The sequence below is a fragment of the Corynebacterium aurimucosum genome (assembly GCF_030408555.1).
In the GTDB taxonomy this organism is placed as follows: Bacteria; Actinomycetota; Actinomycetes; order Mycobacteriales; family Mycobacteriaceae; genus Corynebacterium; species Corynebacterium aurimucosum.
In genome coordinates, this window is record NZ_CP047048.1 from 1,417,501 (window position 1) to 1,443,364 (window position 25,864).

A 25,864-nucleotide genomic window follows, 5' to 3' on the forward strand; every position below is an offset into this window, starting at 1 on the left:
ACCTAAAGGAGCAAGGAACTAGTGAGCTCGACCCACGAATCTACTCTGGTCATCATCCCCACCTACAACGAGATTGAGAACCTGCCGCTGATCACCGGCCGCGTGCGCAAGGCCACTCCCGAGGTTCACATCCTGATCGTGGACGATAATTCCCCGGATGGCACCGGAGAAGCCGCAGACAAGCTGGCCGCTGAGGATTCTCACCTGCACGTTCTACACCGTGAAGGCAAGGGCGGCCTTCTTGGCGCTTATATCGCCGGCTTCGAGTGGGGACTGGAGAAGGATTACCAGGTTCTGTGCGAAATGGACGCCGACGGCTCCCACGCGCCGGAGCAGCTCCACCTCTTGCTTGAGGAAATCGAGAAGGGCGCAGATCTGGTCATTGGCTCTCGCTACGTACCGGGCGGAGAGACAGTGAACTGGCCTGCCAACCGCGAGCTGCTTTCCCGCTTGGGCAACAAGTACATTTCGGTTGCCCTGGGTGCCGGAATCAATGACATGACTGCTGGCTACCGTGCTTTCCGGCGCGAGCTGCTTGAACACCTCGACTTTGAAGAGCTCTCCAACGCCGGATACATCTTCCAGGTGGACGTTGCCTTCCGCGCCATCAAGGATGGCTTCGATGTCCGCGAGGTTCCGATCACCTTTACCGAGCGCGAGCTTGGCGAATCCAAGCTGGACGGCTCCTTTGTCAAGGATTCCCTGCTCGAAGTAACCAAGTGGGGCGTGGCTCACCGCTCCGAGCAGATCAGCGATTTCACCTCGGAGGTTTCGAAGATCGGCTCCCGCACGGTCAAGGACCTGGAGCTTGGCCCGAAGGTCAACACGGCAAAGAATGCCGTGGCCGACTTTGTTTCCGAAGTCTCCAACCTGGTGAAAGGCACCCTCAAGCGTTAATTTGATGCTCATGGCGCCTCATACACGCGCGTAAGGAATAAGAACCAGCCCGGAAGCCCGTTATGGTTTCCGGGCTTTTGCCGTAGTTACCAGTGCTAGTGCTAATGTCATAAGTAGCACTGTAGCTGGTGCGCAGTGATTTACTTCACTATTTCTCACACTACGGATCGTTCGGCACGTACCTGTCGATGGAGGAGATTTTGCTATGGCAACCGTAACGTTCAAAGATGCATCCCTGACCTACCCGGGAGCAAAGGAACCCACCGTCAAGAAATTCAACCTGGAAATCGCTGATGGCGAGTTCCTCGCCCTCGTCGGTCCTTCCGGCTGTGGTAAATCCACCACACTGCGCATGCTGGCCGGTTTGGAAAACGTTACTGACGGTGCCATTTACATCGGAGACAAGGACGTCACCCACGTTGCACCGCGTGACCGTGACATCGCCATGGTTTTCCAGAACTATGCTCTCTACCCACACATGACCGTGCGCGAGAACATGGGCTTCGCACTGAAGATCGCCGGCAAGTCCCAAGACGAGATCAATAAGCGCGTCGACGAAGCAGCCGCTACCTTGGGCCTGACCGAATTCTTGGAGCGCAAGCCGAAGGCCCTGTCCGGTGGTCAGCGCCAGCGTGTGGCCATGGGCCGCGCCATTGTTCGTAACCCGCAGGTCTTCCTCATGGATGAGCCGCTGTCTAACCTCGATGCCAAGCTGCGTGTTCAGACGCGTACGCAGATTGCAGCCCTGCAGCGCAAGCTTGGAGTTACCACCGTCTACGTCACCCACGACCAGACGGAGGCCTTGACCATGGGTGACCGTATCGCGGTGCTGAAGGATGGCTACCTGCAGCAGGTTGGCGCGCCCCGCGAGCTTTATGACCGCCCCGCCAACGTCTTCGTCGCGGGCTTCATCGGCTCCCCAGCCATGAACTTGGGCACCTTCTCAGTCAAGGATGGTGACGCCACCTCTGGCCACGCTCGCATCGAGCTTTCCCCGGAAACCCTTGCCGCGATGACGCCCGAGGATAATGGCCGCATCACCATCGGTTTCCGCCCGGAGGCACTGGAGATCATTCCGGAGGGCGAGTCCACAGATCTTTCCATCCCGATCAAGCTCGACTTCGTGGAGGAACTTGGTTCTGATTCCTTCCTCTACGGCAAGTTGGTGGGCGAGGGCGACCTTGGATCCTCAAGCGAGGACGTCCCCGAGTCCGGCCAAATCGTCGTCCGCGCTGCGCCGAACACCGCGCCGGCTCCGGGCAGCATTTTCCACGCGCGCATCGTGGAGGGTGGCCAGCACAACTTCTCGGCGTCGACCGGCAAGCGCCTTCCTTAAGCCCCCGTGCCGGCTGCCCCGCGGCACGTAATGAATAGGACAGTTTCAGCCATAGTCAGCAGAAAAGGTGGAGTGATTCACCATGAAAGAGTCCATGAGCATCACCTCGTCGACGTACGCGTCGGCACTGCTGACGCTGCCCTGGGACACACCATTAGAGCAGTGGCCCGATGCTCTCATCGCCGCATTGCCCAGGGGTATTTCCCGGCATATCGTGCGGTTCGTGGGGATCAACCGTGGCATCGTCGCGGTCAAAGAAATTGGTGCGCGTACCGCCCACCACGAGTACAAGATGCTGCGTGAACTGCAGCGCCTTGGCGCCCCTAGTGTGCGCCCCGTAGCCGTGATCACCGGCCGCCATCCGGCAGAGGAAGACTACGGGGAACTCACCGCAGCTTTGGTGACCGAGCACTTGGAGTTCTCCCTGCCCTATCGCGAGATCTTCTCTCGGCACCTCACGGTCGTGGAAGCGGAGAAGCTCATCCGCGCCCTGTCCGTGCTGTTGGTGCGGATGCATCTGCTCAACTTCTACTGGGGCGATGTGTCACTGTCCAACACTCTCTTTCGGCGCGATGCTGAGACCTATTCCGCCTATCTTGTCGATGCCGAGACGGGCGAGTTCCAACCCAATCTCTCTGAATCACGCAGGCTTTACGACGTCGACATTGCCCGCGTCAACATCATCGGCGAGCTCATGGACCTACAGGCGGGTGAATGCTTGGATGGGTCTATCGATGTCATTGCACTAGGCAGCCTTGTCGAGAGTTCCTATCTTGAGCTGTGGACAGAACTCACCGCTGAGGAGGCCGTGGATGCCAGTGAGTACTGGCGCGTCTCCGAGAGAATCGACCGCCTCAACCAACTGGGCTTTGATGTAGGGGAGCTCAAGGTAACCAAGGACGATTCTCGGCAGGTAGTACGAATCCGGCCCGTAGTGGTGGATCCGGGTCACTATCGTGCAGAGCTGTTGAGCTTAACTGGACTCAGCGTCGAAGAGCATCAAGCCCAACGCCTTCTGGGCTCCATCCAGGCCTACCAGGCCGTGGAATGTGGGCCTCACGTCGGCCTTACCCAGGCCGCGCACTTGTGGATGACGCATGAGTATGAGCCGACTATCGCTGCCGTGCCCGAAGAGATGCTAGACAAGCTTGAGCCGGCACAAATCTTCCACGAGACAGTCGATCACCGTTGGTTCCTCGCCCAGGAAAGGGGAGAGGCCGTCACGCTCGCGGAGGCCACGGCATCCTATCTGGCGTCTGTACTACCAGCCCGCCGTGCTGAGGCCCGGCTCCTCAACACGCCCCCGGCAGACGAAGACTTGTCATAACCTCTCGCGTGTCCCAACAACGCCCGCAATCTCAAATCCAACCAGATTTTTTCAACTGCTTTTTATATGTTTTTGTAAGTTTTAAGCCCGATTGCCCCATAAATGGGGAGGGTTTCCATGCCCGAATATGGATATGGTCACAATCGGGTGTTTTATGTCCGAATTCTTTTGAATATGTGGAATACCTCACTAAGATGGAGGGCAGGCTAACCAGTTCATAGTCGGACTGCGATCCGCTATGAAGCACTTGGTGGCGCTGGGAAGAAGCCTTCGTTACGGGAGGTCTCCCAGACACAACCGAATACGAGCCGGGTATCTATCCCTGGCCCACCATCCCGCTTTTCATCAAGAAAGATGAGGACCTCATGAAGCGTCTTACTCGCATCGCATCCATCAGCATGGCATCCATGCTCGCCGCCGCAAGTCTCGTCGCGTGCTCAGGCTCCACCGACGAGGAAGGCGATGTTTACTTCCTGAACTTCAAGCCTGAACAGGACGCGGCATACCAGGAAATCGCAAAGGCCTACACTGAAGAAACCGGTGTCAAGGTCAAGGTCGTTACCGCCGCCTCCGGCTCTTATGAGCAGACCCTCAAGGCGGAAATCGGTAAGGATGAAGCCCCGACTCTCTTCCAGGTCAACGGACCTGCTGGCTTCATCACCTGGCAAGACTACATGGCGGATATGTCGGACACTGAGGTAGCTAAGCAGCTCACCGACGACATCCCACCGCTAACCACCGAGGACGGAGAGGTACGCGGCGTCCCGTTCGCCGTCGAAGGCTTCGGCATCATCTACAACGACGAGATCTTCGACAAGTACATCGCCACCTCCGGCGCGAAGATCAAGTCCACGGATGAAATCAAGAGCTACCAAAAGCTCAAGGAAGTCGCCGAGGATATGCAGGCAAAGAAGGACGAGCTCGGTATCGAGGGCGCCTTCGCCTCCACCTCACTGACCTCCGGTGAAGACTGGCGTTGGCAGACCCACTTGGCTAACGCTCCGATCTGGCAGGAGTACCAGGACAAGAACGTCGAGGACACCAACGATATCGAGTTCTCCTACAACAAGGAGTACAAGAATCTCTTCGACCTCTACCTTGATAACTCCACCGTAGAAAAGTCTCTTGCACCTTCTAAGACGGTGTCTGATTCCATGGCTGAGTTTGCGCAGGGTAAGGCCGCCATGGTTCAGAACGGTAACTGGGCATGGTCCCAGATTTCCGAGACCTCTGGCAACGTGGTCAAGGAAGACAAGATCAAGTTCTTGCCCATGTACATGGGTCTGCCAGACGAAGAAAAGTACGGCATCAACGTCGGCACCGAGAACTACTTGGGCGTGAACTCTGAGGCCTCTGAGGTCGACCAGCAAGCCACTAAGGACTTCGTGGATTGGTTGTTTACCTCTGATGCTGGCAAGGAGCACGTGGTGAAGGACCTGGGCTTCATCGCACCGTTCGAAAGCTACACCGCTGAAGACACCCCGAATGATCCCCTTGCTGAGCAGGTCGCGGAAGCTATCGCTAACGAGGATCTGACCACCTACCCGTGGAATTTCCAGTACTTCCCGTCGCAGCAATTCAAGGATGACTTCGGCCAGGCCTTGTCGCAATACGCCTCCGGAACGCTGAAGTGGGAGGACGTCGTCAAGCAGTTCAAGGACAACTGGGCTGCTGAGAAGGAATCCAACTGGGGCTAAATCTTTAAAGTCCCAATCCCCTCGCCAAACGTCTTCCGGCAATGGAGGGCGGGGAGGGGAGTAGGTGGGGATTGTGGCCCACGCCGGTAGCACGTGCGCGACTGGTTCTCCGCATCCTCAGCCTCCTCTCCTCGCCGCCTTCCCGCTAGGACACGTGTGGCACCACCAGAAATTAAGGTTTCACCACCATGCAAGCAACGCTGAAGAAGTACTTCCCAGTCTTTGTCTTGCCCACCCTTCTGGCATTCATGATTGCCTTCTTGGTGCCGTTCATCGTGGGTTTCTTCCTTTCCTTTACGAAGTTCACCACCATCACCAACGCCAAGTGGGTTGGCATCGACAACTACGCCAAAGCTTTCTCCCAACGCGAAGGTTTCGTTTCAGCCTTCGGTTTCACTGTCCTCGTGGTCATTGTCTCCGTGATCACCGTCAATGTCTTCGCCTTCCTCCTGGCGTGGATGCTGACCCGCAAACTTCGCGGTACCAATTTTTTCCGCACAGTCTTCTTCATGCCGAACCTCATCGGCGGCATCGTGCTGGGTTATACCTGGCAGACCATGATCAACGCCGTGCTCTCGCACTATTCCACAACGATTAGTGCGGACTGGAAGTTTGGCTACGCCGGCCTCATCATGCTGCTTAACTGGCAGCTGATCGGCTATATGATGATCATTTATATCGCCGGCCTCCAGAACGTCCCGCCCGAGCTCATCGAGGCTGCCGAGCTCGACGGTGTCAATAAGTGGGAGATGCTGCGCCACGTCACTATTCCGATGGTCATGCCGTCGATTACCATCTGCCTCTTCCTGACTTTGTCGAACTCCTTCAAGCTCTTCGACCAGAACTTGGCGCTGACCAATGGCGCTCCTGGCGGGCAAACTGAGATGGTGGCGCTCAACATCGTCAACACGCTCTTTAACCGTATGAATGTCGAGGGGGTCGGCCAGGCCAAGGCTGTCATCTTCGTCGTCGTTGTGGTCGTCATCGCTTACTTCCAGCTGCGCGCGACCCGCTCCAAGGAAATCGAGGCTTAAGTTATGACTACCAGCACTTCAGCGCAGGCCGTTCCGGCCTCGAAGAAGAAGGACCACCAGCTTCCCTCGGATAATAAGACTCGGATGTCTGGTGGCGCCAAGTTCGTGGTCTACGCCATTCTGGTGTTCTTCACCATCGTCTTCCTTGGGCCGATCCTCTTCATCTTCATCAACTCCTTTAAGTCCAAGTTCGCTATCTCCTCCGATCCTTTCTCGCTTCCCATCGGTGAAACGTGGGTCGGCTTCGAGAACTTCATGGTGGGCTTGACCAAGCAGGGATTCTTGGAAGCGACCTTGTGGTCCTTCATCATCACGATCCTGTCCGTCATCGTCATCGTGTTCTTCTCCGCGATGACCGCCTACTACATCACGCGCGTCAAGACGTGGTGGACAAACCTTCTGTACTACCTCTTCGTGGTCTCCATGATCATCCCCTTCCAGATGGTCATGTTCCCGACGGTCAAGATTGCAGACATGCTTCACCTCAACAACCCGATCGGTATCGTGGTGCTTTACCTCGGTTTCGGTTCCGGTCTGTCGGTGTTCATGTTTGCAGGCTTCGTCAAGTCCATCCCTCTGGATGTCGAGGAAGCCGCGATGATCGACGGTTGTGGACCGATCCAAAACTACTTCCGTGTGGTGTGGCCCATGCTCAAGCCGACTGCCATTACCGTGGCCATTCTCAACGCCATGTGGGTGTGGAACGACTACTTGCTGCCGTACTTGGTCATCGGTCTGTCCACGCGATACAAGACCATCCCGGTGGTCATCCAGTCCTTCGTTGGCTCCAACGGTAACCGCGATATGGGTGCCATGATGGCCATGCTGGTACTGGCCATCATCCCCATCGTCATCTTCTACTTCTCCACGCAGAAGCACATCATCGAAGGTGTGGCTGCCGGTGCCGTGAAGGGTTAAACCGGTGCGATAGGTTAGAAAACCATGAATCGCATGCTCGGCCCCGAATCGAAGTTCTATGCTGCTCTGAGCCTCTTCGCTGACCTAGTCATCGTGAATGTTCTCTTGGTGATCACGTGCTTTCCCGTGTTCACCGGGGGAATGTCCTTGCGCACCGCCCATGCGGTGACCAGGCAGATGGTCCGGGAGGAAGGTTCTCGCCGCGGCTCAGCCTTCGTTCGGGGCCTTCTGACGCGTCCCGGGGTCAACACCGCATGGTGGTTGATTTGCCTCGCCGTCGCCGCCTTAGTCGCGTATGAATTCGCCATTATTGCCAAGGCCGATCTGGGTTCAATGGGCCTGATACTGCGTGCAGCCTTGATCTCGGGGCTTATCGTATTGGGCTGTGTCAGCGTATGGTTCTTCCATCTCGATGCACCGGGGCTCGGATTCCGTCAAAGAAGCACACAGGCCATAATGAAGGCGGTAGGGCACCTACCGCGTACTCTATTGGCAGTATTGCCTGGCATAGTGCTTGTTCTGTATCCCGTCTTTTTCCCAGCGCAGTGGGGAGGCTACCTGTTCTTCCTCGCGGTGCTGGGCCCAGCTCTCGCGGTCTATCTCGCCGAGCTAGTGCTGCAATGGCCCGAACTCAATTCGCAATCACCCGATAGCTCTTCTTCCTAACGCGGTGCGCGCCAGCTGGCCTAAGCTTCGCCTTCTTCCTGCGCCTTCTGTTCCTTGAGCAGACGGGCGGCCGCGCGGCGACGAGAACGAAGATTCTCAATGCGCTCGGTCAAAAGTTCATCCAACTCCTCAATGGAGCGGCGCTCGCGCAGCATGTCCCAGTGGGTCCGCGGTGGCTTCACGGGCTTGGACTCGACGCCTTCGCCTTCAACCAGGGTGCCGAGTTTTCCGTTCTTACACATCCACTCCTCGGGGATCTCCGCATCGTCAGCGAAGGGCACCTCATAGATGTCGCCGTCTTCGGTGCGGTACTTCACCATTTGGCGTGGGGCCAAGTCGTGGTCGCGGTCGGTTTCGTAACTCACTGCGCCCATGCGGCTGCCACGGAGTACGCGATCTGCCATGCAACATCATCCTTTTCACGTGTTGAGGTAGGGAAGTGATCAGGGTCGACCCATATCACCCAGAGAACAATCATTATAACGAACGGCCCACTGCCTTTGTTCCCACCCTCGGTTTAATGGGCTAAGGTGTGTGAGGTGATTGGTACACAGGATCCGCAGCCCGGAAAGCCAACAAGGCGCGGCTCGGCTACCTGCCAGTGGTGCGGCAAAGAGATCGCCCAGGGCGGCCGAGGAAGGCCTCGCAAGTTTTGCTCGCCCTCGTGCAAGCAACGCGCGTACGAACAGCGCCATAACGTCGCAGGGACGCCTATTCCAGCCAACGCTGTCATCTTGACTCCGGAGAAGGCCGACCGACTTCGTGACGGCCTCTTCGAGCTTCGATGCTGTGCCGAGGACGTCGCCACGGCGGCGTCGGAAAGCGCCAGCGCTGAAGAAATGGAAGAACTGTGTGCCGAACTGGTCACATTGGCTCGCAAGCTTGAGGAATTGAGATAGCACATGAAATCTGTACTAGGCAACCGCAAACTGATTGTCAGCATCTTCGTGATCCTGATTGTGGCCTCAACGGCACTGGCCCTTGGACCGCTAGCGTTCTCTTTGATCATGGGCCGTGGCGTCCAGACCGAGCCGATCAACGCGGATAAGGTCCAAGCCGCAACAACGGACATCGACGGCGAATGGCAGGTGGCGCAAGGTTCGGCACATAACCACACCTCAGCAGGGTTTACTATCGACGAAATCCTCCCGGCAGATAAGCGCACGACGTCTGGTTCCACCAAGCACGTCACCGGGCAGGCTACCATTCAGCACGGCATCGTCGAGAAGGCGCGCATCGCCGTGGACATGTCCTCCTTGACCACGGATAAAAAGGTGCGCGACCAAAACATGAAGACGAAGCTCTTTGAGGTCTCTAAGTATCCAGAATCCACCTTTACGTTGACCGAGCCGGCTGATGTCTCCGCCGTGCCCGACGACGGCTCACTGGTTACCATCCCACTCACAGGTGACCTCACCATCCACGGTCAAACCAAGAGCGTGACGCAGGACTTCCAGGTGGTCCGCGATGGTGACACCATCATCCTGGGCGGCGATATTCCGGTTAACCGTCTCGACTACGGAATTGAGACTCCAGAGATGATCGCCGCACGAATCTCGGAAACCGGCGAGATCAATGTCCGCGTAACTTTTGAGAAGAAATAGCTACGGTTCCTTATGAAATCTCGCCATCTCATTCCAGTCCTGTGGATCCGGCTCGTCGTGCTCGCAGGCTTCAGCATCTTCATTTGGACCCAAGACATGAAGCTCCTCGCTGCCTTCTCAGTGCTACTCGTAGTCCTTACGGCGGTACAGCTGGTGATCGCCTACCGTCAGCGCTAAAACTCGCACTCGGTACAGCCACAGAGGAACATAGGCCAATTACGTAACTGTGACTATATTTGGGCGATAAGGGGACTCGGCCGCACGGCAAACAGGGGATGCAAATTGGGAACGTCACGAGCCGTCAGCGGTTAACCCCGTACGCGTACAGTGCATTGCTTGAGGCCAATAAAGAGCACGCAAATGGACTGCCCGGAAACTGACAAAAGCAGGAAGCCGCGCATCAGCAGAAAAGTGTCATGCCACAACAACAGCGCAATATAGGAACAGTAAGCATTCCAGAAACTGCAAGGCGGACGTCTCGACACCTAAGCACCGAACGGCGGCAAGATGGGGACAGCACACCCGTCACAGCGCCACAACAATCCACGGCCACCGACACCTCACGGTCAAGGCCTGCACTGGACCCGGCCAGGTTTAGCTAAAAGACCACGCTTGGCCCACTACTTTAACTATTGTCCGATAATGTACATTATGTCAGATAATCGACGTGCCCACTTCCCGCCCAATGCAAAAACTTACCCAAGAAAAATTTTTCACCCATTGAGACTTTTATTTCATTGCGTGGAACGGTAGTGTTTCCCTCACAACCAATCGACCTATCGAAATAATCAAGGAGGGCGCCTCTCACATGACCGCCGTCAGCACAACACCGCCAAACGCAGCGGCCCCAGCACAGCAGCTCACCAAACGTGACCGTGTGCGTGTGGCCGTGGCTTCAACTATTGGCACGACCATCGAGTTCTATGATTTCTACATTTATGCCACGGCAGCCGTAGCCGTCTTTCCTTTCCTCTTCTTCCCGAAGACTGAGGATCCGACCGTTGCCCTGCTGCAGTCCTTTGCAACCTTCGGCCTTGCCTTTATCGCTCGACCACTGGGCTCACTGCTCTTTGGACACTTCGGCGATCGCATCGGCCGCAAGGCCACGCTCGTTGGCGCACTCCTGACGATGGGCATTGCCACCTTTATCATTGGTATCCTGCCTACCTACCAAACCGCAGGCATTATCGCGCCGGCCCTGCTGGCCCTGATGCGCTTCTGCCAAGGTTTGGGCCTGGGCGGCGAATGGTCCGGTGCAGCTTTGCTGGCCTCCGAGACCGCGAAGGAAGGTAAACGAGCTTTTGCCGCCATGTGGCCGCAGTTTGGCGCACCCTTCGGCTTCCTACTGGCCAATGGCTTCTTCCTGACGCTCGTAGCCACCATGGATTACTCGCGCGGCGATACCACCGGCACCTTCATGGAATGGGGCTGGCGCCTGCCCTTCCTCGCCTCTGCTGTGATGGTGCTCATCGGTCTCTACGTCCGCTTGCGCCTGGAAGAAACACCGGTTTTCCAACAGGCCGTTGATGAAGGCAAGAAGGTCAAGACCCCTATGGTGGAGGCTTTCCGCACAGCATGGAAGCCGATGATCATTGGTACCTTCGTGATGGTCTCTTGCTACACCCTATTCTACCTGGTCACCACCTGGATCCTTTCCTACGGTATTGGCGATAAGACCAAGGAGCTGGGTTTGGGCATCCCCTACCTGGAGTTCCTGGAGATCCAACTGATCTCTATCTTCATGTTCATCATCGGCATTCCGGTGTCCTCCATGCTCTCGGACAAGTACGGACGCAAGCCGATCTTGACCATAACCTCGCTTATCATGATTGCCTTCGGCTTCAGCTTCCCGTACTTCTTGGGCATTGCGCACGCTGACCGCAACTCCGTCCTTGGGTTCCTGGTCGTTGGCATGTTCATCATGGGCCTCATCTTCGGCCCTATGTCCGCCGTTCTCCCAGAGCTCTTCCCCACCAACGTGCGCTACACCGGTTCCGGCATCGCCTACAACGTGTCCTCTATCCTCGGCGCCGCCGTGGCCCCGTTCATCGCAACGTGGCTCGTAAGCACATACAACGTGAGCTACGTGGGCTACTACCTGGTTATCGTTTGCTTCATCTCCCTCATCGCCATCCTCATGATGCAGGAGCTAAAGGATCAGGACCTGTCCCAGGTTTAGGTCTTTAAATACAAACATCTCCCCGACTCTTTCTGGTGTGAAGCACCAAGGTCGGGGAGATTTTTATTGCGGCGTTGCAGCTCTACTCACGTCACGCTTCACCTGACACCGCCTGCGGGCGCCATTCATGGGTGGTTGTGCCCCACTGCTGCCAAAAGTGCCAACCACCTATCACGAGCTCTTCATCTACTCAGCCTGCCTAGAAACTACGCAGTAACAGCAGCTTCAGCAGCCTTCGCATCTTCCTCGATGGGTTTACGGCGCACGATGGCGGAGAAGAGCGCACCAGTAATATTTGCCCACACCGCGGCGACCACACCCGGAATCGCCGCCTCCGGAGTGAAGAACTGCAGCGCCAATGCCGAGGCCAGACCGGAGTTCTGGGTCGCCACTTCAATTGCCGTGGTGCGTGCCGCTGCCTCGCGCTGGCGAGCAATTTTCGCCAGATAGTAGCCGAAAAGAAATCCGATGAGATTCTGGATAGCCACGCCCACGAATACCACGAGCCCCACGGTCACGAGCTTGTCCTGGGACTTTGACACCACCGCCATGACCACGCCGCCGATGCCAGCGATGGCCACCCACGGCAAGGCCGGCAGAACCTTGTCCACAGCTTTAGTAGCAATCACGCGCAGCAACAGGCCCAGGCCCACCGGAATGAGGACGGTCTGGACCAGCGACCACACCATGCCGGCACCGTCAACCTCTGCGGTTTGTCCCGCCAACCACAGCATGAGCACCGGCGTCATGATCGGCGAGACGAGGGTTGACACCGAAGTCATCGCCACCGACAACGCTACATCGCCCTTAGCCAGGTAAGCCATCACATTGGAGGCAGTACCGCCGGGCACAGACCCGAGGAGGATGAGGCCGACAGTGGCGGCGTCGGAAAGCCCTAGCATTTTCGCCACGAGCACAGCACTCGTCGGCATGATGGCAAATTGACAAATAACGCCCAAGAAGATGGGCAGCGGGCGCTTCGCCACTAGGGCCAGGTCCGGAATAGTCAGGGTAAGGCCCATGGAAAACATGATGACCATGAGCAACTGCGAGGTGTACTGCCCCACCGGTTCAAAGGTACTGGGACTCACAAAGGCGACAATGGCGCAGGCAATAATAACGATGGGAAAGATGTAGACGGCGAGTTTCTCGCCGGTCTCCCCCTCTGTACGCGGGTTCGTCATGGTGTTTCCTTTCCAGAGTATGTCTCACTAGATGAATTGAGTATCCCATATAATGAACCTCACGTACCCGTTTTGGTCCAGATTTACTGTCACGCGATAGATTAGAAATATGTCCAAGCTTTTAAGCCCCGATTCCTCTCGTTTCTCCCGCCCAGCCGGCACCACGAGCCAGGCCGACGCGGTTTCTGCACGCTACAAGAACGGCTCCCCCGCCGAGCTGGTGGCGGACATGGAAGCCACCGTTGGTCACGAGAACGTGCACGGACGTCTCAGCGACCTCGTGCGCTTCTCCTCTGATGCCGGCCCTTACCGCTCCATCCCGAACATCGTGGTCTCCCCGCGCAACGCCACGGACCTCGCTGCGCTGATGAAGTACTGCGATACTCACGATCGCCACATGACCTTCCGCGCAGCAGGAACGTCGCTGAACGGCCAGGCCATGGGCGATGACATCCTCGTCGATGTCAAAACCCACTTCGGCGGCATGGAGGTGCGCGAAGAAGGCCGCAAGCTGTGGTCCCGCCCCGGCGTCATCTTGGGCGATGCCCAGGCGGTACTCTCCCGCCACGGCTTCATGCTGGGGCCGGACCCGGGATCCACGTCCGTGTGCACCATCGGTGGCGTGCTGGCCGATAACTCCGGCGGCATGCGCTGCTCTTTAGAGCGCGATAGCTACCACAGCATTGAAGAGCTCATCTTCGTCCTACCTTCGGGCACCATCGTGGATACGTCCCGTGGGGACGAGGCCTTCCGCAAGCAGGAGCCAAAGCTCCACGCCGATCTACTGGCCTTCCGCGACAAGCTGCGCGCTAATACCGAGATGGTGGACTTCCTGCGCACTAAGTTCTCCATCCGCAACACCAATGGGCTGCGAATTGACGCCTTCCTCGATGAAGACGAACCCGTGCACATCCTCAAGCGCCTGCTCATCGGTTCCGAGGGCATCTTCGGCGCCATCACGGAATCCGTCATCCGCACGGTGAAGCTACCGCGTGTGAAGGCCACGACGTGGGTCGAGCTGCCCAACCTGCGTGATGCCGCAAACTACGTGCACCCCATCATGGAAACCGGCGCGGAAGCCTGCGAGCTTCTCGTCGCCCCCGTGATGCGCCGCTCCGCCGAGCACTATGCGCATGCGCCGGAATCCTGGCGCAACCTTGATGATGATGCCGCGGCACTTCTCGTCGAGGTGGGCGGCAGCGACGAGGCAGATTTGGACAAGGCCATGGATCGCCTACGCACCGTGCTTGCCGACGCCCCACTACTCCGCCCCCTCGAATTCCTCACCACCGCAGAAGGTATGCGCGGTGCGTGGGAACTGCGCAACGGCCTCTATGGCCTGCTGGGCGCAGACCGCCCGAACGGCACGGCGTACATCACCGAGGATGTCTGCTTCCCGCCCTCTCAGGTTGGCGAAGCCGCAGCAGACCTGTTGGACTTGCAGGCCAAGTATGGCTACCCGGAATCCGTCATGGGGCACGCTGCTTTTGGCAACCTGCACTTCTTCTTCACCCCGCGTTTTGATGTCGAGGAAGAGCGAGAGTCCTATGCCGCGTTCTTGGATGATCTGGCCGAGCTGGTCATTGATAAGTACCAGGGCTCAATGAAGGCCGAGCACGGCACCGGCGTAAACATGGCTCCCTTCCTGGAGCACGAGTGGGGCACAGAGGCCTTCGAGCTGTTCTGGGAAGTCAAGAACATGATCGATCCCAAGGGCATCCTGGCGCCGAACGTGAAGCTTACACGCGACCAAACCATCCACCTGCGCAACTTCAAGTCCTTCCCGAAGGTCGAGAATGAAATCAACCCGTGTGTGGAGTGCGGCTTCTGCGAGCCTGTCTGTCCCTCGCGCCACGCCACGGTGACCCCACGCCAGCGCATCGTGCTGCGCCGCGAGATGGCCCGGCAGCAAGAAGGCTCGGAGGTGCTGGCGCAGCTACAGAAGGAGTACCAGTACGACGCAGTCGACATGTGCGCCGCAGACGGCACCTGTTCTATCCCCTGCCCGATTAGCATCGATACAGGTGCGGTCATGAAGCAGCTGCGCGCGCAACAGGCTACCCCGGCCCGCGAGAAGGTGGCACTGACGACGGCGCAGCGCTGGGAACTGGTGGAAAAGCTTGCCCGCGCTGGCATCATCTCCGCCAACAAGATTCCCCACAAGCCCCTCGAGCTGGGCGCCAACATGGCTCGCAACGTGGTAGCTCCCGACTTGCTGCCCACCGTCCCGGGGCCGCTTCCGAAGGCCGCATCGCGTCTGCCGGAAACCCCGCGCGAGGGCGCTGGCGCACTCTACTTCCCTGCCTGCATCAACCGCATCTTCGGCCGCCCAGCCGGCGCGGCCAAGGATTCAGTCGACCTCCCGCGCGCCATCGTGGAACTAGGACGCCGCGCTGGCCAGCCAGTGTGGATTCCGGAGGACGTCGCGGGCGATTGCTGTGGTACACCGTGGTCGTCCAAGGGCTACAAGGAAGGATTTGAGTACCAGGCTCAAAAGATCGTGCGCGACCTCTGGCATTGGTCGGAGCACGGCCAGCTGCCCATCGTGGTCGATGCTGCCAGCTGCACCCACGGGTTGCTAGATTCCGTTCCTGAGGTGCTCTCCCCTGCTGACCGCAAGCTTTGGGAGGATCTGCGCATCCTCGATGTCGTGGAATGGCTGCGCGATGAAATCGCCCCACACCTGCCCATCGTGAAAAACATGGGCAGCATCGCCGTACACCCAACCTGCTCGACTGACCACATGGGCATGAGCCAAGCGCTCGTTGACCTGGCAAACCTCTGCGGCTCTGCCAAAGTCCCGGAGGGCGCGATGTGCTGTGGCTCCGCCGGTGACCGTGTCATGCTGCACCCGGAGCTTGTCGAGTCCGCCACACGCGAGGAGCGCGTTTCTCTCGACGCGGAACACTTCGACGCCTTCGTCTCCGATAACCGCACCTGCGAAATGGGCCTGGAGATGATCTCCGGGCGGACCTATGAATCAATCGCAGTGCTGCTGGAGCGGGCCTCCCGTCCGGTCGTCACTCCATAGCAACGCGCTGGTGGCAATACTCCTCGTCGGGAGCTCTGCCACCGGCGCAACAGATGTGGTGGAGCCGGGTTAGAGATAGTCGTAATTGATTTCGGTGTCCGGGGCGAAAAACACGCACCCGCCCTTCATTGGGCGCAGGTAGATCGTGTCGCCCTGGTGCACGTCAATGCCGCGCGGCACCTTCACTGTGATCCGGCCACCGCGGACCACGGTTCCGTCATTGGCCGACTCTTCGCGCGCACCATAGACGTACAGCTCGGAGCCTAAGTGCTCCACAATACCGACCCGAACCGGTATCCCATACTGTTCACCTGGCTGGTTGACGCCAATGATTTCCCAATTCTCTGGGCGAACACCAACGAGGACGTGCTCCGCTCCCACCTTCGCGGCCTGCTCCCGTGGCATGTAATAGTCCAACGCATGATCTTTGCCGCTGACAACACGGCCGTCAACGAAAGGTACATTGTCGATGAGAGTCATAGCCGGCGAACCGATGAACGTCGCGACGAAGGAATTACCGGGGTTCTCATACAGTTTTTTAGGCGCGTCGACTTGCTGAATAATGCCCTGTTTGAGGACACACACGCGATCACCCATGGTCATTGCCTCAGTTTGGTCGTGGGTGACATAGACCGTGGTGGTGTTGAGCTCGCGCTGCAATTGAAGGATCTGCGCACGCGTGGATACGCGGAGCTTCGCATCCAGGTTGGAGAGGGGCTCATCCATGAGAAAGACCTTGGGCTGGCGCACGATAGCGCGTCCCATGGCCACACGCTGGCGCTGACCACCCGACATTGCGGAGGGCTTGCGATCAATAAGGTCCTCCAGCTCCAGCATTTTCGCAGCGAAGCTCACGCGCTCTTCGATGGTTGCCTTATCCACCTTGGCATTTTGCAATGCAAACGCCATGTTCTGGCGCGCTGTCATGTTGGGGTACAGCGCATAGGACTGGAACACCATGGCTACATCGCGGTCCCGCGAGCGGGTCTCGGTAACGTCGGCCCCGTCGATGAAGATCTGGCCTTCGTCGATCGGCTCAAGCCCAGCGAGCATACGCAACGTCGTAGACTTGCCGCAACCAGACGGTCCGACGAGTACTAGGAACTCGCCGTCTTTGATATCGAGGTTAATGCGGCTGACCGCCGGGGGCTTCTTCGGATCATAAATCCTGGAAGCTTGGCGGAATTCAACAGTAGCCATGGTGTCCTTTCAAACGATCCGAAGTGTTACTTGAGCTTCGGGGTGATGTCGCGGTCGATAACGCTCTGCGTCTCCTTTTGCAGGTCACCGAATGCGGACTCCACGTCCTCATTGCCCACAGTGATGCGATCAAGAACGCCACCGATGCGCTGTCCACCACCCGGTACGAAGACGCGAGCGTAATCCTGCGGCTTGGTGTTCTCGTTGAGCTGCTCGATTGCCGTCTGGGCGTTCGGGTTCTCCTCCAAGAACTTCTTCTCCGCTGGATCATCCAGGGCGTCCTTGCGCACCGGCATGTAGCCCGTCTTCTGGGAGAACTTGATGGTGTTCTCGGTGTTCGTCAGGAAGTCAATGAACTTGACCGCGTTAGCCTTGCGCTCGTCAGAAATTCCAGCAGGCACGGCCAGACCAGCACCACCGGTGGCTGCCGAAGGACCAGGGCCTGGCAGGTAGGTGGTGATGAATGGAATCGTCGCCGTCTCCTTCAGGCCGCCCAGGGAACCGGTGGACTCCAGCAATCCAGAGGCCTTGCCAGAGCCGAAGGCTACAGTCGGGTCGGTGGAGATTTCGATGTGACCGGCCTTGACCTGGTCCTGCAGGAACTTGCCGGCTTCGATGGACTCCTTCGACGTAAAGTTCGGTTCCCACTCATCAGAGTAAGAACCGCCAAAGGCCCAAATCATGCCTTGGAAGTACCAGTCGAGATAGCTAGAGCCATCCGGGACGGTGACGGCCGGCTTGTCGAGCTTGTCCTTGATTTTGGTGGCCCATTCGTCGAATTCTTCCCAGTCCTTCGGGCCACGGTCGGTGGGAAGGCCAGCTGCCTTGAGGTCATCGGTGTTCCAGTACATCAGGTTCGTGGAGCGGGAGTACGGAACGCCGTAGTGCTTGTCGTTGTACTTGTAGTCTTCGCGCAGGGTGTCGACGTAGCTCTCATAGTCAATGTCGTTCATCTCCCACAGCTCATCGAGCGGCGTCGTGGCTTCATTCAGTGCGAAGTTGAACCACGTGACGTCAGAAGCAACGAGGACGTCGGGAAGGTCGCCACCTGCGAGGGCAGCGTTAAAGCGCTGTGCAACTTCTTCGTAGTTGGAGCCTGCGGTGACCAGTTCGACCTTCAGATCTGGGTTCTCCTTCTCGAATTCATCAATGAGCTCTTGCTCTATGTCACGGGAGGAACCCGGGTGGTTGGACCAGAAGGTGATGGTGTTGGCGTCGCCGCCGTCCTTTGAGTCGTTCCCTGCGGTGGTCGAACCACCTGCACAGGCGGTCAAGGACATGGTGGTGAGAAGCGCCGCGCAAGCGGCAACGATGCGAGTAGAAATTTTATGAGACATGGGGAGGTTCTCCTTGAGAAGTGAAGAGTTGGGTGGACTTGTTCGAGTTGGGCCTCGGGATGGCAGGCAGGCTAGCCCTTGACTGCTCCAGCAGTCAGGCCCTTAATCATCGGCTTCTGGAGTATGAGGAAGATGATGATCATGGGCAGGGTTGTCAGCACTGTGCCGGCCATCACCGGCGCCCAGTTGGTCACGCCTTCCGCATCCTGCAAGCGGGTCAGGCCCACCGGAAGGGTGGCTGCAGCCGGTGTATCCGTAATCAGGAAGGGCCACAGGTATTGGTTCCACTCATTGACCACGGTGATCAGGACGAACGCGGACAGCGTTGGCCACGACATGGGCAGGACCACTCGGAACAAGGTGGTGAAGAATCCTGCCCCGTCCATGTGCGCGGCCTCGAGAATCTCCGGCGGCAACGATTGGAAGTGATTGCGCATGAGGAAGGCACCGAACGCCACGCCCGCCAACGGGATGATGACTCCAGCGTAGGTGTCTCTCCAACCCCATGACGCAACCAACGAGTAGTTCGAAATAATGGTGATCTGGTTGGGCACCATCAACGAGGCGATGATGAGCAAAAACAACAGATTCCGGCCGGGGAAGCGAATGAAAGCGAAGGCATAGGCAGTCAGCACTCCGAGGACTACCTCCACCACCGTGAGAATCAGCGTGATGATGATGGAATTTCTCAGATAACTCGAGAAGCCAGAGGTCTGCCAGACATAGGAATAGTTTTCTTCCTTGAAAAGATTAGGCCAGAAAGAAATCGGATCCGAGTACACATCCTGGAAGGACTTAAAGCTGGTGATGAAGATGAAGTACAGCGGCACCACAATCATCAGCACTGTCAGAACCAAGGCAATATAGCCGACGACCTTCGTTGCTGGATGGCCGTGATCAGCCGGCTCACCTTTACGGTTGCGCTGGGCCTCGGTGATGACTGGGGCTGCGAGGGACTGCGAACCAGGAACCGGTGGAAGCTCACCTTTCGCTTGCGGGAGCCCCACCTTGATGGAAGCCGGAATTGCGCGTTTTTCGGACATTTACTTATCCATCCTTTCCTGCAACTTGATCTGCAGCACCGTAATGACAAGCACGACGAGGAACATGATGGTGGCCACGGCAGCGCCATAGCCGGCACGGTTGTTGATGAACGTCTCTTGGTACACCTGGAAAACCATCGTGGAGGTTCCATAACCAAACGGTCCACCGCCGGTCATCGCGTTGATAATGTCGAAGACTTGGAAGGAATTGAGCAGCACGGTGATTAACAAGAAAAACGTGGTGCCGCGAAGCTGCGGCAGGACCACACGGAAGAAATGGCGCGCGGCCGGAGTGCCGTCAATCTCAGAGGCCTCATCGAGGTCGCGCCGGCGCCCCTGCAGGGCAGCAAGATAGATGACGAAAACGTAGCCGACGTTCTTCCACACGTAGGTCACCGTAATCATGAACAATGCCCAGTTCTGCTGCTGGTAGAAGTTCGGCACATCGACCCCGATTAAGCCCAGGAAGTATTGGATAAGACCGTAGTTGGGATCGAAGACGAACTGAAAGGCAACGCCAATCGCCGCGCCCGCGATGACATAGGGCGCGAAAACAATTGAGCGCACCGCCGCGCGGCCAAACAGTTTCTGGTCCAGAAGCAATGCCAGCGCTAGCCCCAGCACCATCGAACCGACCACCGCGAAGAAGGTGAAGACGACAGTGTTGAACACCACGCGTCCCGTATCTGGCGCTTGGAACCAGTCGATGTAGTTCTGCAGGCCGACGAAAGTCATCGTCGGCGATGAAATATTCCAGTTAAAGAAAGAGATGCGGATGTTATCGACCAGTGGTCGATAGGTGAAAAGAATGAGAAGGAGAAGGTTCGGGCCAATCAGCAATGCCGCTAGGCCGATCTGGCGCCAGTCGAGCTTTCGCTTGCGTGGGTGGCGCGCGTACTCCTCGGAGACGATCGGCTTCTCGGTAACAGGAGGGATCGTAGCCGTTCGCCCGCTCGCGGGGATGGTTTTTGCCATGCAGAAAAAACTAGACCAAGTCAGTAAACAAAAAGTTTACTCGACGTTTTGATTGAATAAACAAAAAGAAAATTCCCGGGGCCGCACCCACAAAAGCACCCCATACGCGAGGGTTACATCACATAAACGCACAGGAGAGGAATCTATAGAAACTCCTGAATACGGGAGTGCCACCGTCGATATAGCTAGACCTTTGCGGCCATGAACACAACGGCTCCGAGCGTAGCTTGGCGCTAACTCGCTGCGCGCACAACGTCGAGTGCTAGCTCTGGCAAGTCCGTTGCCATGAGCTCTACCCCGTTGTTACGACACCACTCCATGTCCTTCGGTAAATTCACCGTCCATACGTAGGACTGACTGTCGACGCCTGCAAAGAAATCAGCTTCCAACCGCGCCTGGCGAATGGAAGGCCCGAAGCCCGAAGCGCCCTCGAGAGAATCTGGTAGTCCCGCATCCGGTTCCAAGAGAAGAAAGGATCGCAGGGATGGCAATAGGCTTCGGAAGCGCGCAATTGCTTCAGGGTTAAAGGAAATCAGGCTGAACCGTGGATCGGCATCGAGATGTCGGTTGCGCAGGACTTCGGCCACCGACTCTTCGAGTCGCGCCCCGAAAGGAGACGGGTGCTTCGTCTCGATAAGCAGCTGCTTTCCGGGGTATGACTCGATGAGGTCCACAAGTTCGTCGAGAAGCAGGATGCGTTGATGATCCTCGTGGGTACCAAAGTTGAGTGCGCGCAGCTCCTCCAGTGTCATGTCACCGACAGAGCCGGTGCCATCCGACGTGCGATCCACAGTCTGGTCGTGGATAACCACAACCTCCCCGTCCTTGGTCAGGTTGACGTCACACTCCACACCGGCCACATCAAGCTTGAGAGCCTCCTCGAAGGCACGGTACGTGTTCTCCGAGTACCACCCGTTATAACCTCGGTGCGCGATAATACCTGTGCGGTCTGCCATACCCTCTTCCTCCGAGCCGCAAAGTGGTTGTGCCTCTGGCGCCGCCCAGTGTAGACCGCTAACGGCGACCCCCGCGGTTGCGGTGGGTCGCCACCACGTGCACCGCATCCAGCATCCCTAAGGTGAGCAGCGCCTCGCGGAGAGCAAACTGGAACGTCCAAAGGCGGCGGAAAACCTGGTCGAAGCCCGCTGCCGCAGCTTCGCGGTGCCGCCCGTCGAAGAAGCTGCGCTGGTAACGAAGCGTTTCCAGGTAGTGGGTTCCGGTGTGGGTCTGAGCGATGATGCGCAGGTTGGAGCGCCTATCGAAGAGTCGGTGGGTCTCCTCCAGCGTCGGGTAATCCAGGCCAGGCCATATATAAGCTCGCAGAACCTGAATCGCGGACTGGGCGGCCGGAGTCATCGCCTCGGTAGCAAAGAGCGATCCCATGGCCACTCGCCCACCGCTGACCAGCGAGCGATCCAGCATCTGCACATAGCGCCGGCGCTCGGGAGACGATAGTGTCTCTAGCTTCTCCACGCTCACTATCGCGTCATAGCGCCCGCGCCACTGCTTCGGATTGGGCAACGCCGTTTCGATGTCCTGCACATGGACAGAATCAGCGGCTCCTTCAAGGAGTAGTTGTTCGTCGAACAGCGCTTGCTGCTCAGCATCCCCTGTAAGGACGTCAACGGTGGCGCGCCGGGCAACGGCTTGAATTGCTACCTGCAGACCAGTCGCCGAATAAACCAGAAGATGTGTGCCGGCGCCGGTGCGGGTGGCGTCGAGAAGCCACTGTGCAGCGCGGCGCTGCGCATCGCCCAAGTCCTCACGGTCGGTGTGCGTCGGCTCGGTCACGCTTGTCACATCGACGAAGTGCTCTTTGGGTTCTTTGCTCCCCACCCGCGCACTATAGCTGCGCACCGCTTCACGCACCGTTGTGGGAACGCCGCTAGCAAAGATGCCGCCCGAATGGCTGAGGGAATCACCCGCATACAGTTTCACCACATCAAGAGGCAGCTCGCCCGGGCTCGAAGTCTCCACCGCAAGCTCTTTCGCCTTCGGCCGGTAGCCCACCCCCAGGAGCCGCACGAGAACTTTGACCAAACGATCGGAATCGGGCGTCGTCCACTCCCCTGCCATATAAGACTCGGCCAAGCCCAGCCAGCCTGAATCGGCGATGCGGGAGAAGAGGGCGTCGTGAAGCACGGCTAGATCTGGGTCCTCGCCGTCCAACTCGACCCCAGCTTTGGAACACGCCTGCGCAAATTCCGCCTCCGACCGGTCGCTTTTGAAACGCAGCAGGCGTGAAGAAGGGACGGTGGCCACGCCCGGCCACGCCGCAGCGTCAATCGAAGCCAAGTGGGAATACACGCTCTAGCCAGCCTTCCTCATCGCACACACGTATTTTCTTAGACTAAAACGGGCGGGCCACGAACAGGTGGAGGCGCGGCCTAAAAAGCCAGTTAATAACCCATAAAGTATGCATGTACCGCTAGAAAGGTTTAGACTAACTCGGGTAAAATAATCTAGCTTTCTTAAGGAAGGTATTCAATCACCATGGCGCACACCCCCTACCGTCCTAGTAACGGCCGCCACCACGTCGTTGTTATCGGTGCCGGCTTCGGCGGCATCAACGCCGTTAAGAAGCTCAAGGACGCGGATGTTGAGATCACCCTGATCGACAAGAAGAACCACCACCTCTTCCAGCCGATGCTTTACCAGGTCGCCACCGGCGTCATCTCCGCCGGTGAGATCGCCCCGTCCACGCGTCAGATCCTGCGCCACCAGGACAACGTCAACTTCGTCAACGGTGAGGTTACCGACGTCAACATCAAGGATCAGACCGTCACCGCAGAACTTGACGGCGCGGTTCGCACCTACGGCTACGACTCCCTCATCGTCGCCGCCGGCGCTGGTCAATCCTACTTCGGCAACGACCACTTTGCCGAGCACGCACCGGGCATGAAGACGCTTGACGACGCCTTCGAGATCCGCTCCCGCATCATCTCCGCCTTCGAGAAGGCTGAGTTGGAAGAAGATCCTGCCAAGCGTGAGAAGCTGCTGACCTTCGTCATCGTCGGAGCTGGCCCGACTGGTGTTGAGCTCACCGGCCAGATTGCTGAGCTGGCACAGCGTACGTTTGCTGGCGAATACTCCTACTTCGGTTCTTCCTCCGCCAAGATTTACCTGCTGGATGGTGCCCCGCAGGTTCTTCCGCCCTTTGGCAAGCGCCTCGGCCGCAAGGCTCAGCGCACCTTGGAGAAGCTGGGCGTTGACGTGCGCCTCAACGCCATGGTCACCGACGTCACCGCTGACGCCGTCACCTACAAGAACATGAAGACTGAGGAAGAGGTCAGCATCGAGGCCGCGACCAAGATCTGGTCCGCAGGTGTCGCTGCTTCCCCGTTGGGCAAGCTTATCGCTGACCAGGCAGGTGTGGAGGCGGACCGTGCCGGCCGTGTCTCTGTCAACGAGGACCTCACGGTTGGTGAGTACAAGAACGTCTACATCGTCGGCGACATGATTTCCCTCAACCGCCTTCCGGGTGTGGCCCAGGTGGCCATCCAAGGTGGCAACCACGTGGGCAAGCTCATCGAGGCCAAGATTGATGAAGAGTCCACCGCTAACGAGGCCGAGCCGTTTGAGTACTTCGACAAGGGCTCCATGGCCGTCATTTCCCGCTTCAACGCAGTGGTCAAGCTGGGCAAGACTGAGTTCGCTGGTTTCCCGGCTTGGATTTCCTGGCTTGGTCTGCACATCTTCTACATCGTTGGCTTCCGCAGCCGCACCCTCGTTGCGCTGCACTGGCTGCTCAACGCCTTCTCGCGCGACCGCGGCAATCTGGAGATCACCCAGCAGCAGCGCGTTGCTCGCAACGTGATTGACCGCGACCTCCACTAGGTCTTACGCGTCTTTTAAGGAGAGAGGATATATCCTCTCTCCTTTCTCTTTGCCCATGTACGGTAGAGGGAAGATCAGCCTAGCTTAAGGAGAAAACCGTGAGCCAACCTGCGCTGCCTCGTGTCCTCAGCATTGCCGGCACCGATCCCACGGGCGGCGCTGGTATTCACGCCGACCTCAAGTCTTTTGAGGCCGCTGGGGCCTACGGCATGGCCGTAGTGACCGCCCTGGTGGCGCAGAATACGCAGGGCGTGCGCGCTATCCACACCCCACCGGTGGACTTTTTGCGCGAACAGCTGGAAAGTGTCAAGGACGACGTGACTATCGACGCCGTCAAGATCGGCATGCTGGGCTCTGTTGCCATTACCGAAGCGGTGAGCGACTTCATTACTTCCCTCCCCACGGGTGTGCCGGTGGTCTGCGATCCGGTCATGGTCGCCTCCAGCGGTGACCGCCTGCTCGAGCCGGAGGCGGAACGCGCAGTACGTGAGCTGGCTTGCCGCGCGACAGTGGTCACCCCCAACCTGCCGGAGCTTGCAGTCCTCGCGGGCGTAGCAGAACCGCGCACCTTTGATGATGCTCTTTCTGTTGCAACCGAGTGGGCCCACGAGAACGACACGTGGGTCGTAGTCAAAGGCGGGCACCTCGATGGTGCTCAGGCCGATAACGCGACCGTAAGCCCTTCCGGCGAAATCACGCGCGTGCCCTGCCCGCGGATTGATACGAAGAACACGCACGGCACCGGCTGCTCTCTGTCCTCTGCCCTAGCGGCGCGTTTGGGCGCGGGCCAATCCCTCGACGAGGCACTGGTATGGGCAACTGAATGGCTCCACGAGGCGATCGTGCATGCGGATGCGCTCCACGTCGGGCACGGACACGGCCCCGTTGACCACGGCCACCGGCTCCGGCGCCTCGCCGCGGAGGCACAAAGTTAGCCCAGCAGATCGGCGCCTGGGCGGGTAAGCACGGCCACCATGAAGGTGGAATTCTCCTTAAAGACCTTCATGTCCCAGGATGCAAAGATGAAATCGACCCGATAACCCACTGAGCGAGCGAGGTCGAGGAAGTCCTCAAAGCCCCAGCCGCGGCCCTCGCCAAAACCGACGACGAAGCGGCCGCCGGGGCGTAGCGCGTTAAACACATTGCGCAAGGCCGCCTCACGCCCTTCGGTAGCAATGAAAGTCATGACGTTGCCCGCAGCCACGGCGATGTCGAAGTTATTCTCGGGGATTTCCTCCTCGGAAAGATCACCTACCTCCCAGCGGGCCTCCGGATAATCGTTGACCGCATGTTCGATCAAGATGGGATCGACGTCCACGCCCACGACGGTATGCCCGCGTTTTACCAACTCACCGCCAAGACGTCCGGAACCGCAGCCGGCGTCGAGAACGCGGGAGTGGCGTTCACTCATGGCGTCGATAAGCCGGGCTTCCCCATCGATATCCTTGCCCTGGGCCCGTAGCGTCTTCCATTTCCGTGCAAAGTTGTGGGAATGGGCGGGATTCGCTGCAGTTACTTCTTTCCAGGTAGGCATGACAACGAGTATAGGCCTTTAGAGGTGTAAGATTTAGCCGCTCTTATAAAACGCCTATACGAAGC

General features: G+C 58.2%; 23 protein-coding genes. 14 read left to right on the plus strand and 9 right to left on the minus strand.

The features are described from left to right. Positions 1 to 21 precede the first annotated feature (21 nt). The 7 genes from CAURIM_RS06645 (at position 22) to musI (ending at position 7,875) form a co-directional block, all read left to right on the plus strand. Positions 22 to 897 carry a polyprenol monophosphomannose synthase gene (locus CAURIM_RS06645; protein ID WP_070643588.1) on the plus strand — a complete coding sequence of 292 codons (876 nt, stop codon included), beginning with the start codon at positions 22 to 24 and terminating at the stop codon, positions 895 to 897. A gap of 205 nt (positions 898 to 1,102) precedes the next feature. Next, a complete protein-coding gene (locus tag CAURIM_RS06650) occupies positions 1,103 to 2,233 on the plus strand; it encodes an ABC transporter ATP-binding protein (RefSeq protein WP_201828200.1) in 1,131 nt (376 codons plus the stop codon). An 82-nt stretch (positions 2,234 to 2,315) separates the two neighbouring features. Next, a complete protein-coding gene (locus CAURIM_RS06655; RefSeq protein ID WP_201828198.1) occupies positions 2,316 to 3,560 on the plus strand; it encodes a DUF4032 domain-containing protein in 1,245 nt (414 codons plus the stop codon). Between the two features lie 365 nt (positions 3,561 to 3,925). Further along, positions 3,926 to 5,257, plus strand: a complete 1,332-nt coding sequence (locus CAURIM_RS06660) for an ABC transporter substrate-binding protein (protein ID WP_070511914.1) — start codon at positions 3,926 to 3,928, stop codon at positions 5,255 to 5,257. Between the two features lie 188 nt (positions 5,258 to 5,445). After that, positions 5,446 to 6,291 (plus strand): carbohydrate ABC transporter permease, encoded by an 846-nt coding sequence (locus CAURIM_RS06665; RefSeq protein WP_070511918.1) that lies wholly within the window; start codon positions 5,446 to 5,448, stop codon positions 6,289 to 6,291. A 3-nt stretch (positions 6,292 to 6,294) separates the two neighbouring features. Further along, positions 6,295 to 7,209, plus strand: coding sequence for a carbohydrate ABC transporter permease (locus tag CAURIM_RS06670; protein ID WP_070643599.1), 915 nt, complete (start codon positions 6,295 to 6,297; stop codon positions 7,207 to 7,209). Positions 7,210 to 7,233: 24 nt separating this feature from the next. Continuing rightward, a complete protein-coding gene (gene musI / locus CAURIM_RS06675; RefSeq protein ID WP_201828196.1) occupies positions 7,234 to 7,875 on the plus strand; it encodes a MusI family membrane protein in 642 nt (213 codons plus the stop codon). A 20-nt stretch (positions 7,876 to 7,895) separates the two neighbouring features. On the opposite strand, the gene CAURIM_RS06680 is transcribed toward musI, so the two are convergent. After that, entirely contained in the window at positions 7,896 to 8,279 is a 384-nt protein-coding gene (locus CAURIM_RS06680) for an RNA polymerase-binding protein RbpA (RefSeq protein WP_010186588.1), read from the minus strand. A 135-nt stretch (positions 8,280 to 8,414) separates the two neighbouring features. Between CAURIM_RS06680 and CAURIM_RS06685 the strand changes: the two genes are divergently transcribed. The 4 genes from CAURIM_RS06685 to CAURIM_RS06700 all read left to right on the plus strand — a co-directional run bounded on the left by CAURIM_RS06685 (position 8,415) and on the right by CAURIM_RS06700 (position 11,658). Beyond that, positions 8,415 to 8,774: a hypothetical protein gene (locus CAURIM_RS06685; protein ID WP_070643601.1), complete on the plus strand. Its 360-nt coding sequence runs from the start codon at positions 8,415 to 8,417 to the stop codon at positions 8,772 to 8,774. 3 nt (positions 8,775 to 8,777) lie between these two features. Then, a complete protein-coding gene (locus tag CAURIM_RS06690) occupies positions 8,778 to 9,479 on the plus strand; it encodes a YceI family protein (protein ID WP_070643604.1) in 702 nt (233 codons plus the stop codon). Positions 9,480 to 9,491: 12 nt separating this feature from the next. Continuing rightward, entirely contained in the window at positions 9,492 to 9,656 is a 165-nt protein-coding gene (locus tag CAURIM_RS06695; protein ID WP_168163667.1) for a hypothetical protein, read from the plus strand. A gap of 631 nt (positions 9,657 to 10,287) precedes the next feature. Then, entirely contained in the window at positions 10,288 to 11,658 is a 1,371-nt protein-coding gene (locus CAURIM_RS06700) for an MFS transporter (protein ID WP_070730209.1), read from the plus strand. A 206-nt stretch (positions 11,659 to 11,864) separates the two neighbouring features. Here the strand turns inward: CAURIM_RS06700 and CAURIM_RS06705 are convergent, their stop codons facing one another. Then, a complete protein-coding gene (locus CAURIM_RS06705; RefSeq protein WP_070643609.1) occupies positions 11,865 to 12,842 on the minus strand; it encodes a bile acid:sodium symporter family protein in 978 nt (325 codons plus the stop codon). Positions 12,843 to 12,951: 109 nt separating this feature from the next. Between CAURIM_RS06705 and CAURIM_RS06710 the strand changes: the two genes are divergently transcribed. Further along, positions 12,952 to 15,873: an FAD-binding and (Fe-S)-binding domain-containing protein gene (locus tag CAURIM_RS06710; protein ID WP_201828194.1), complete on the plus strand. Its 2,922-nt coding sequence runs from the start codon at positions 12,952 to 12,954 to the stop codon at positions 15,871 to 15,873. A 69-nt stretch (positions 15,874 to 15,942) separates the two neighbouring features. Here CAURIM_RS06710 and CAURIM_RS06715 read toward each other — a convergent pair whose 3' ends face one another. The 6 genes from CAURIM_RS06715 to CAURIM_RS06740 all read right to left on the minus strand — a co-directional run bounded on the left by CAURIM_RS06715 (position 15,943) and on the right by CAURIM_RS06740 (position 22,735). Then, entirely contained in the window at positions 15,943 to 17,073 is a 1,131-nt protein-coding gene (locus CAURIM_RS06715; RefSeq protein WP_144657836.1) for an ABC transporter ATP-binding protein, read from the minus strand. A gap of 26 nt (positions 17,074 to 17,099) precedes the next feature. Continuing rightward, positions 17,100 to 18,410, minus strand: coding sequence for an ABC transporter substrate-binding protein (locus CAURIM_RS06720; RefSeq protein ID WP_201828192.1), 1,311 nt, complete (start codon positions 18,408 to 18,410; stop codon positions 17,100 to 17,102). A 71-nt stretch (positions 18,411 to 18,481) separates the two neighbouring features. After that, a complete protein-coding gene (locus tag CAURIM_RS06725) occupies positions 18,482 to 19,453 on the minus strand; it encodes a carbohydrate ABC transporter permease (RefSeq protein ID WP_201828190.1) in 972 nt (323 codons plus the stop codon). Further along, a complete protein-coding gene (locus CAURIM_RS06730) occupies positions 19,454 to 20,428 on the minus strand; it encodes a carbohydrate ABC transporter permease (protein WP_070717805.1) in 975 nt (324 codons plus the stop codon). 233 nt (positions 20,429 to 20,661) lie between these two features. Beyond that, positions 20,662 to 21,384: a glycerophosphodiester phosphodiesterase gene (locus CAURIM_RS06735; RefSeq protein ID WP_201828188.1), complete on the minus strand. Its 723-nt coding sequence runs from the start codon at positions 21,382 to 21,384 to the stop codon at positions 20,662 to 20,664. Positions 21,385 to 21,442: 58 nt separating this feature from the next. Next, positions 21,443 to 22,735, minus strand: coding sequence for a class I SAM-dependent methyltransferase (locus tag CAURIM_RS06740; RefSeq protein ID WP_201828186.1), 1,293 nt, complete (start codon positions 22,733 to 22,735; stop codon positions 21,443 to 21,445). A 186-nt stretch (positions 22,736 to 22,921) separates the two neighbouring features. Here CAURIM_RS06740 and CAURIM_RS06745 point away from each other — a divergent pair, with 186 nt between their 5' ends. Together CAURIM_RS06745 and thiD are read left to right on the plus strand one after the other, a co-directional pair. Further along, positions 22,922 to 24,265, plus strand: a complete 1,344-nt coding sequence (locus CAURIM_RS06745) for an NAD(P)/FAD-dependent oxidoreductase (protein WP_201828184.1) — start codon at positions 22,922 to 22,924, stop codon at positions 24,263 to 24,265. Between the two features lie 98 nt (positions 24,266 to 24,363). Continuing rightward, positions 24,364 to 25,200, plus strand: coding sequence for a bifunctional hydroxymethylpyrimidine kinase/phosphomethylpyrimidine kinase (gene thiD / locus CAURIM_RS06750; protein WP_070730201.1), 837 nt, complete (start codon positions 24,364 to 24,366; stop codon positions 25,198 to 25,200). On the opposite strand, the gene CAURIM_RS06755 is transcribed toward thiD, so the two are convergent. Continuing rightward, entirely contained in the window at positions 25,197 to 25,799 is a 603-nt protein-coding gene (locus tag CAURIM_RS06755; RefSeq protein WP_070730198.1) for a class I SAM-dependent methyltransferase, read from the minus strand. The genes thiD and CAURIM_RS06755 overlap by 4 nt on opposite strands. Between the last annotated feature and the right edge of the window lie 65 nt (positions 25,800 to 25,864).

What these genes read in the sequence shown, in the direction of transcription:
- CAURIM_RS06705 (WP_070643609.1), bottom strand. Translation starts at nt 12,842, where the DNA reads ATGACGAACCCGCGTACAGAGGGGGAGACCGGCGAGAAACTCGCCGTC.
- CAURIM_RS06650 (WP_201828200.1), top strand. Translation starts at nt 1,103, where the DNA reads ATGGCAACCGTAACGTTCAAAGATGCATCCCTGACCTACCCGGGAGCA.
- CAURIM_RS06660 (WP_070511914.1), top strand. Translation starts at nt 3,926, where the DNA reads ATGAAGCGTCTTACTCGCATCGCATCCATCAGCATGGCATCCATGCTC.
- CAURIM_RS06725 (WP_201828190.1), bottom strand. Translation starts at nt 19,453, where the DNA reads ATGTCCGAAAAACGCGCAATTCCGGCTTCCATCAAGGTGGGGCTCCCG.
- CAURIM_RS06695 (WP_168163667.1), top strand. Translation starts at nt 9,492, where the DNA reads ATGAAATCTCGCCATCTCATTCCAGTCCTGTGGATCCGGCTCGTCGTG.
- CAURIM_RS06715 (WP_144657836.1), bottom strand. Translation starts at nt 17,073, where the DNA reads ATGGCTACTGTTGAATTCCGCCAAGCTTCCAGGATTTATGATCCGAAG.
- CAURIM_RS06655 (WP_201828198.1), top strand. Translation starts at nt 2,316, where the DNA reads ATGAAAGAGTCCATGAGCATCACCTCGTCGACGTACGCGTCGGCACTG.
- CAURIM_RS06710 (WP_201828194.1), top strand. Translation starts at nt 12,952, where the DNA reads ATGTCCAAGCTTTTAAGCCCCGATTCCTCTCGTTTCTCCCGCCCAGCC.
- CAURIM_RS06690 (WP_070643604.1), top strand. Translation starts at nt 8,778, where the DNA reads ATGAAATCTGTACTAGGCAACCGCAAACTGATTGTCAGCATCTTCGTG.
- musI (WP_201828196.1), top strand. Translation starts at nt 7,234, where the DNA reads ATGAATCGCATGCTCGGCCCCGAATCGAAGTTCTATGCTGCTCTGAGC.
- CAURIM_RS06665 (WP_070511918.1), top strand. Translation starts at nt 5,446, where the DNA reads ATGCAAGCAACGCTGAAGAAGTACTTCCCAGTCTTTGTCTTGCCCACC.
- CAURIM_RS06745 (WP_201828184.1), top strand. Translation starts at nt 22,922, where the DNA reads ATGGCGCACACCCCCTACCGTCCTAGTAACGGCCGCCACCACGTCGTT.
- CAURIM_RS06755 (WP_070730198.1), bottom strand. Translation starts at nt 25,799, where the DNA reads ATGCCTACCTGGAAAGAAGTAACTGCAGCGAATCCCGCCCATTCCCAC.
- CAURIM_RS06680 (WP_010186588.1), bottom strand. Translation starts at nt 8,279, where the DNA reads ATGGCAGATCGCGTACTCCGTGGCAGCCGCATGGGCGCAGTGAGTTAC.
- CAURIM_RS06730 (WP_070717805.1), bottom strand. Translation starts at nt 20,428, where the DNA reads ATGGCAAAAACCATCCCCGCGAGCGGGCGAACGGCTACGATCCCTCCT.
- CAURIM_RS06700 (WP_070730209.1), top strand. Translation starts at nt 10,288, where the DNA reads ATGACCGCCGTCAGCACAACACCGCCAAACGCAGCGGCCCCAGCACAG.
- CAURIM_RS06670 (WP_070643599.1), top strand. Translation starts at nt 6,295, where the DNA reads ATGACTACCAGCACTTCAGCGCAGGCCGTTCCGGCCTCGAAGAAGAAG.
- CAURIM_RS06720 (WP_201828192.1), bottom strand. Translation starts at nt 18,410, where the DNA reads ATGTCTCATAAAATTTCTACTCGCATCGTTGCCGCTTGCGCGGCGCTT.
- CAURIM_RS06735 (WP_201828188.1), bottom strand. Translation starts at nt 21,384, where the DNA reads ATGGCAGACCGCACAGGTATTATCGCGCACCGAGGTTATAACGGGTGG.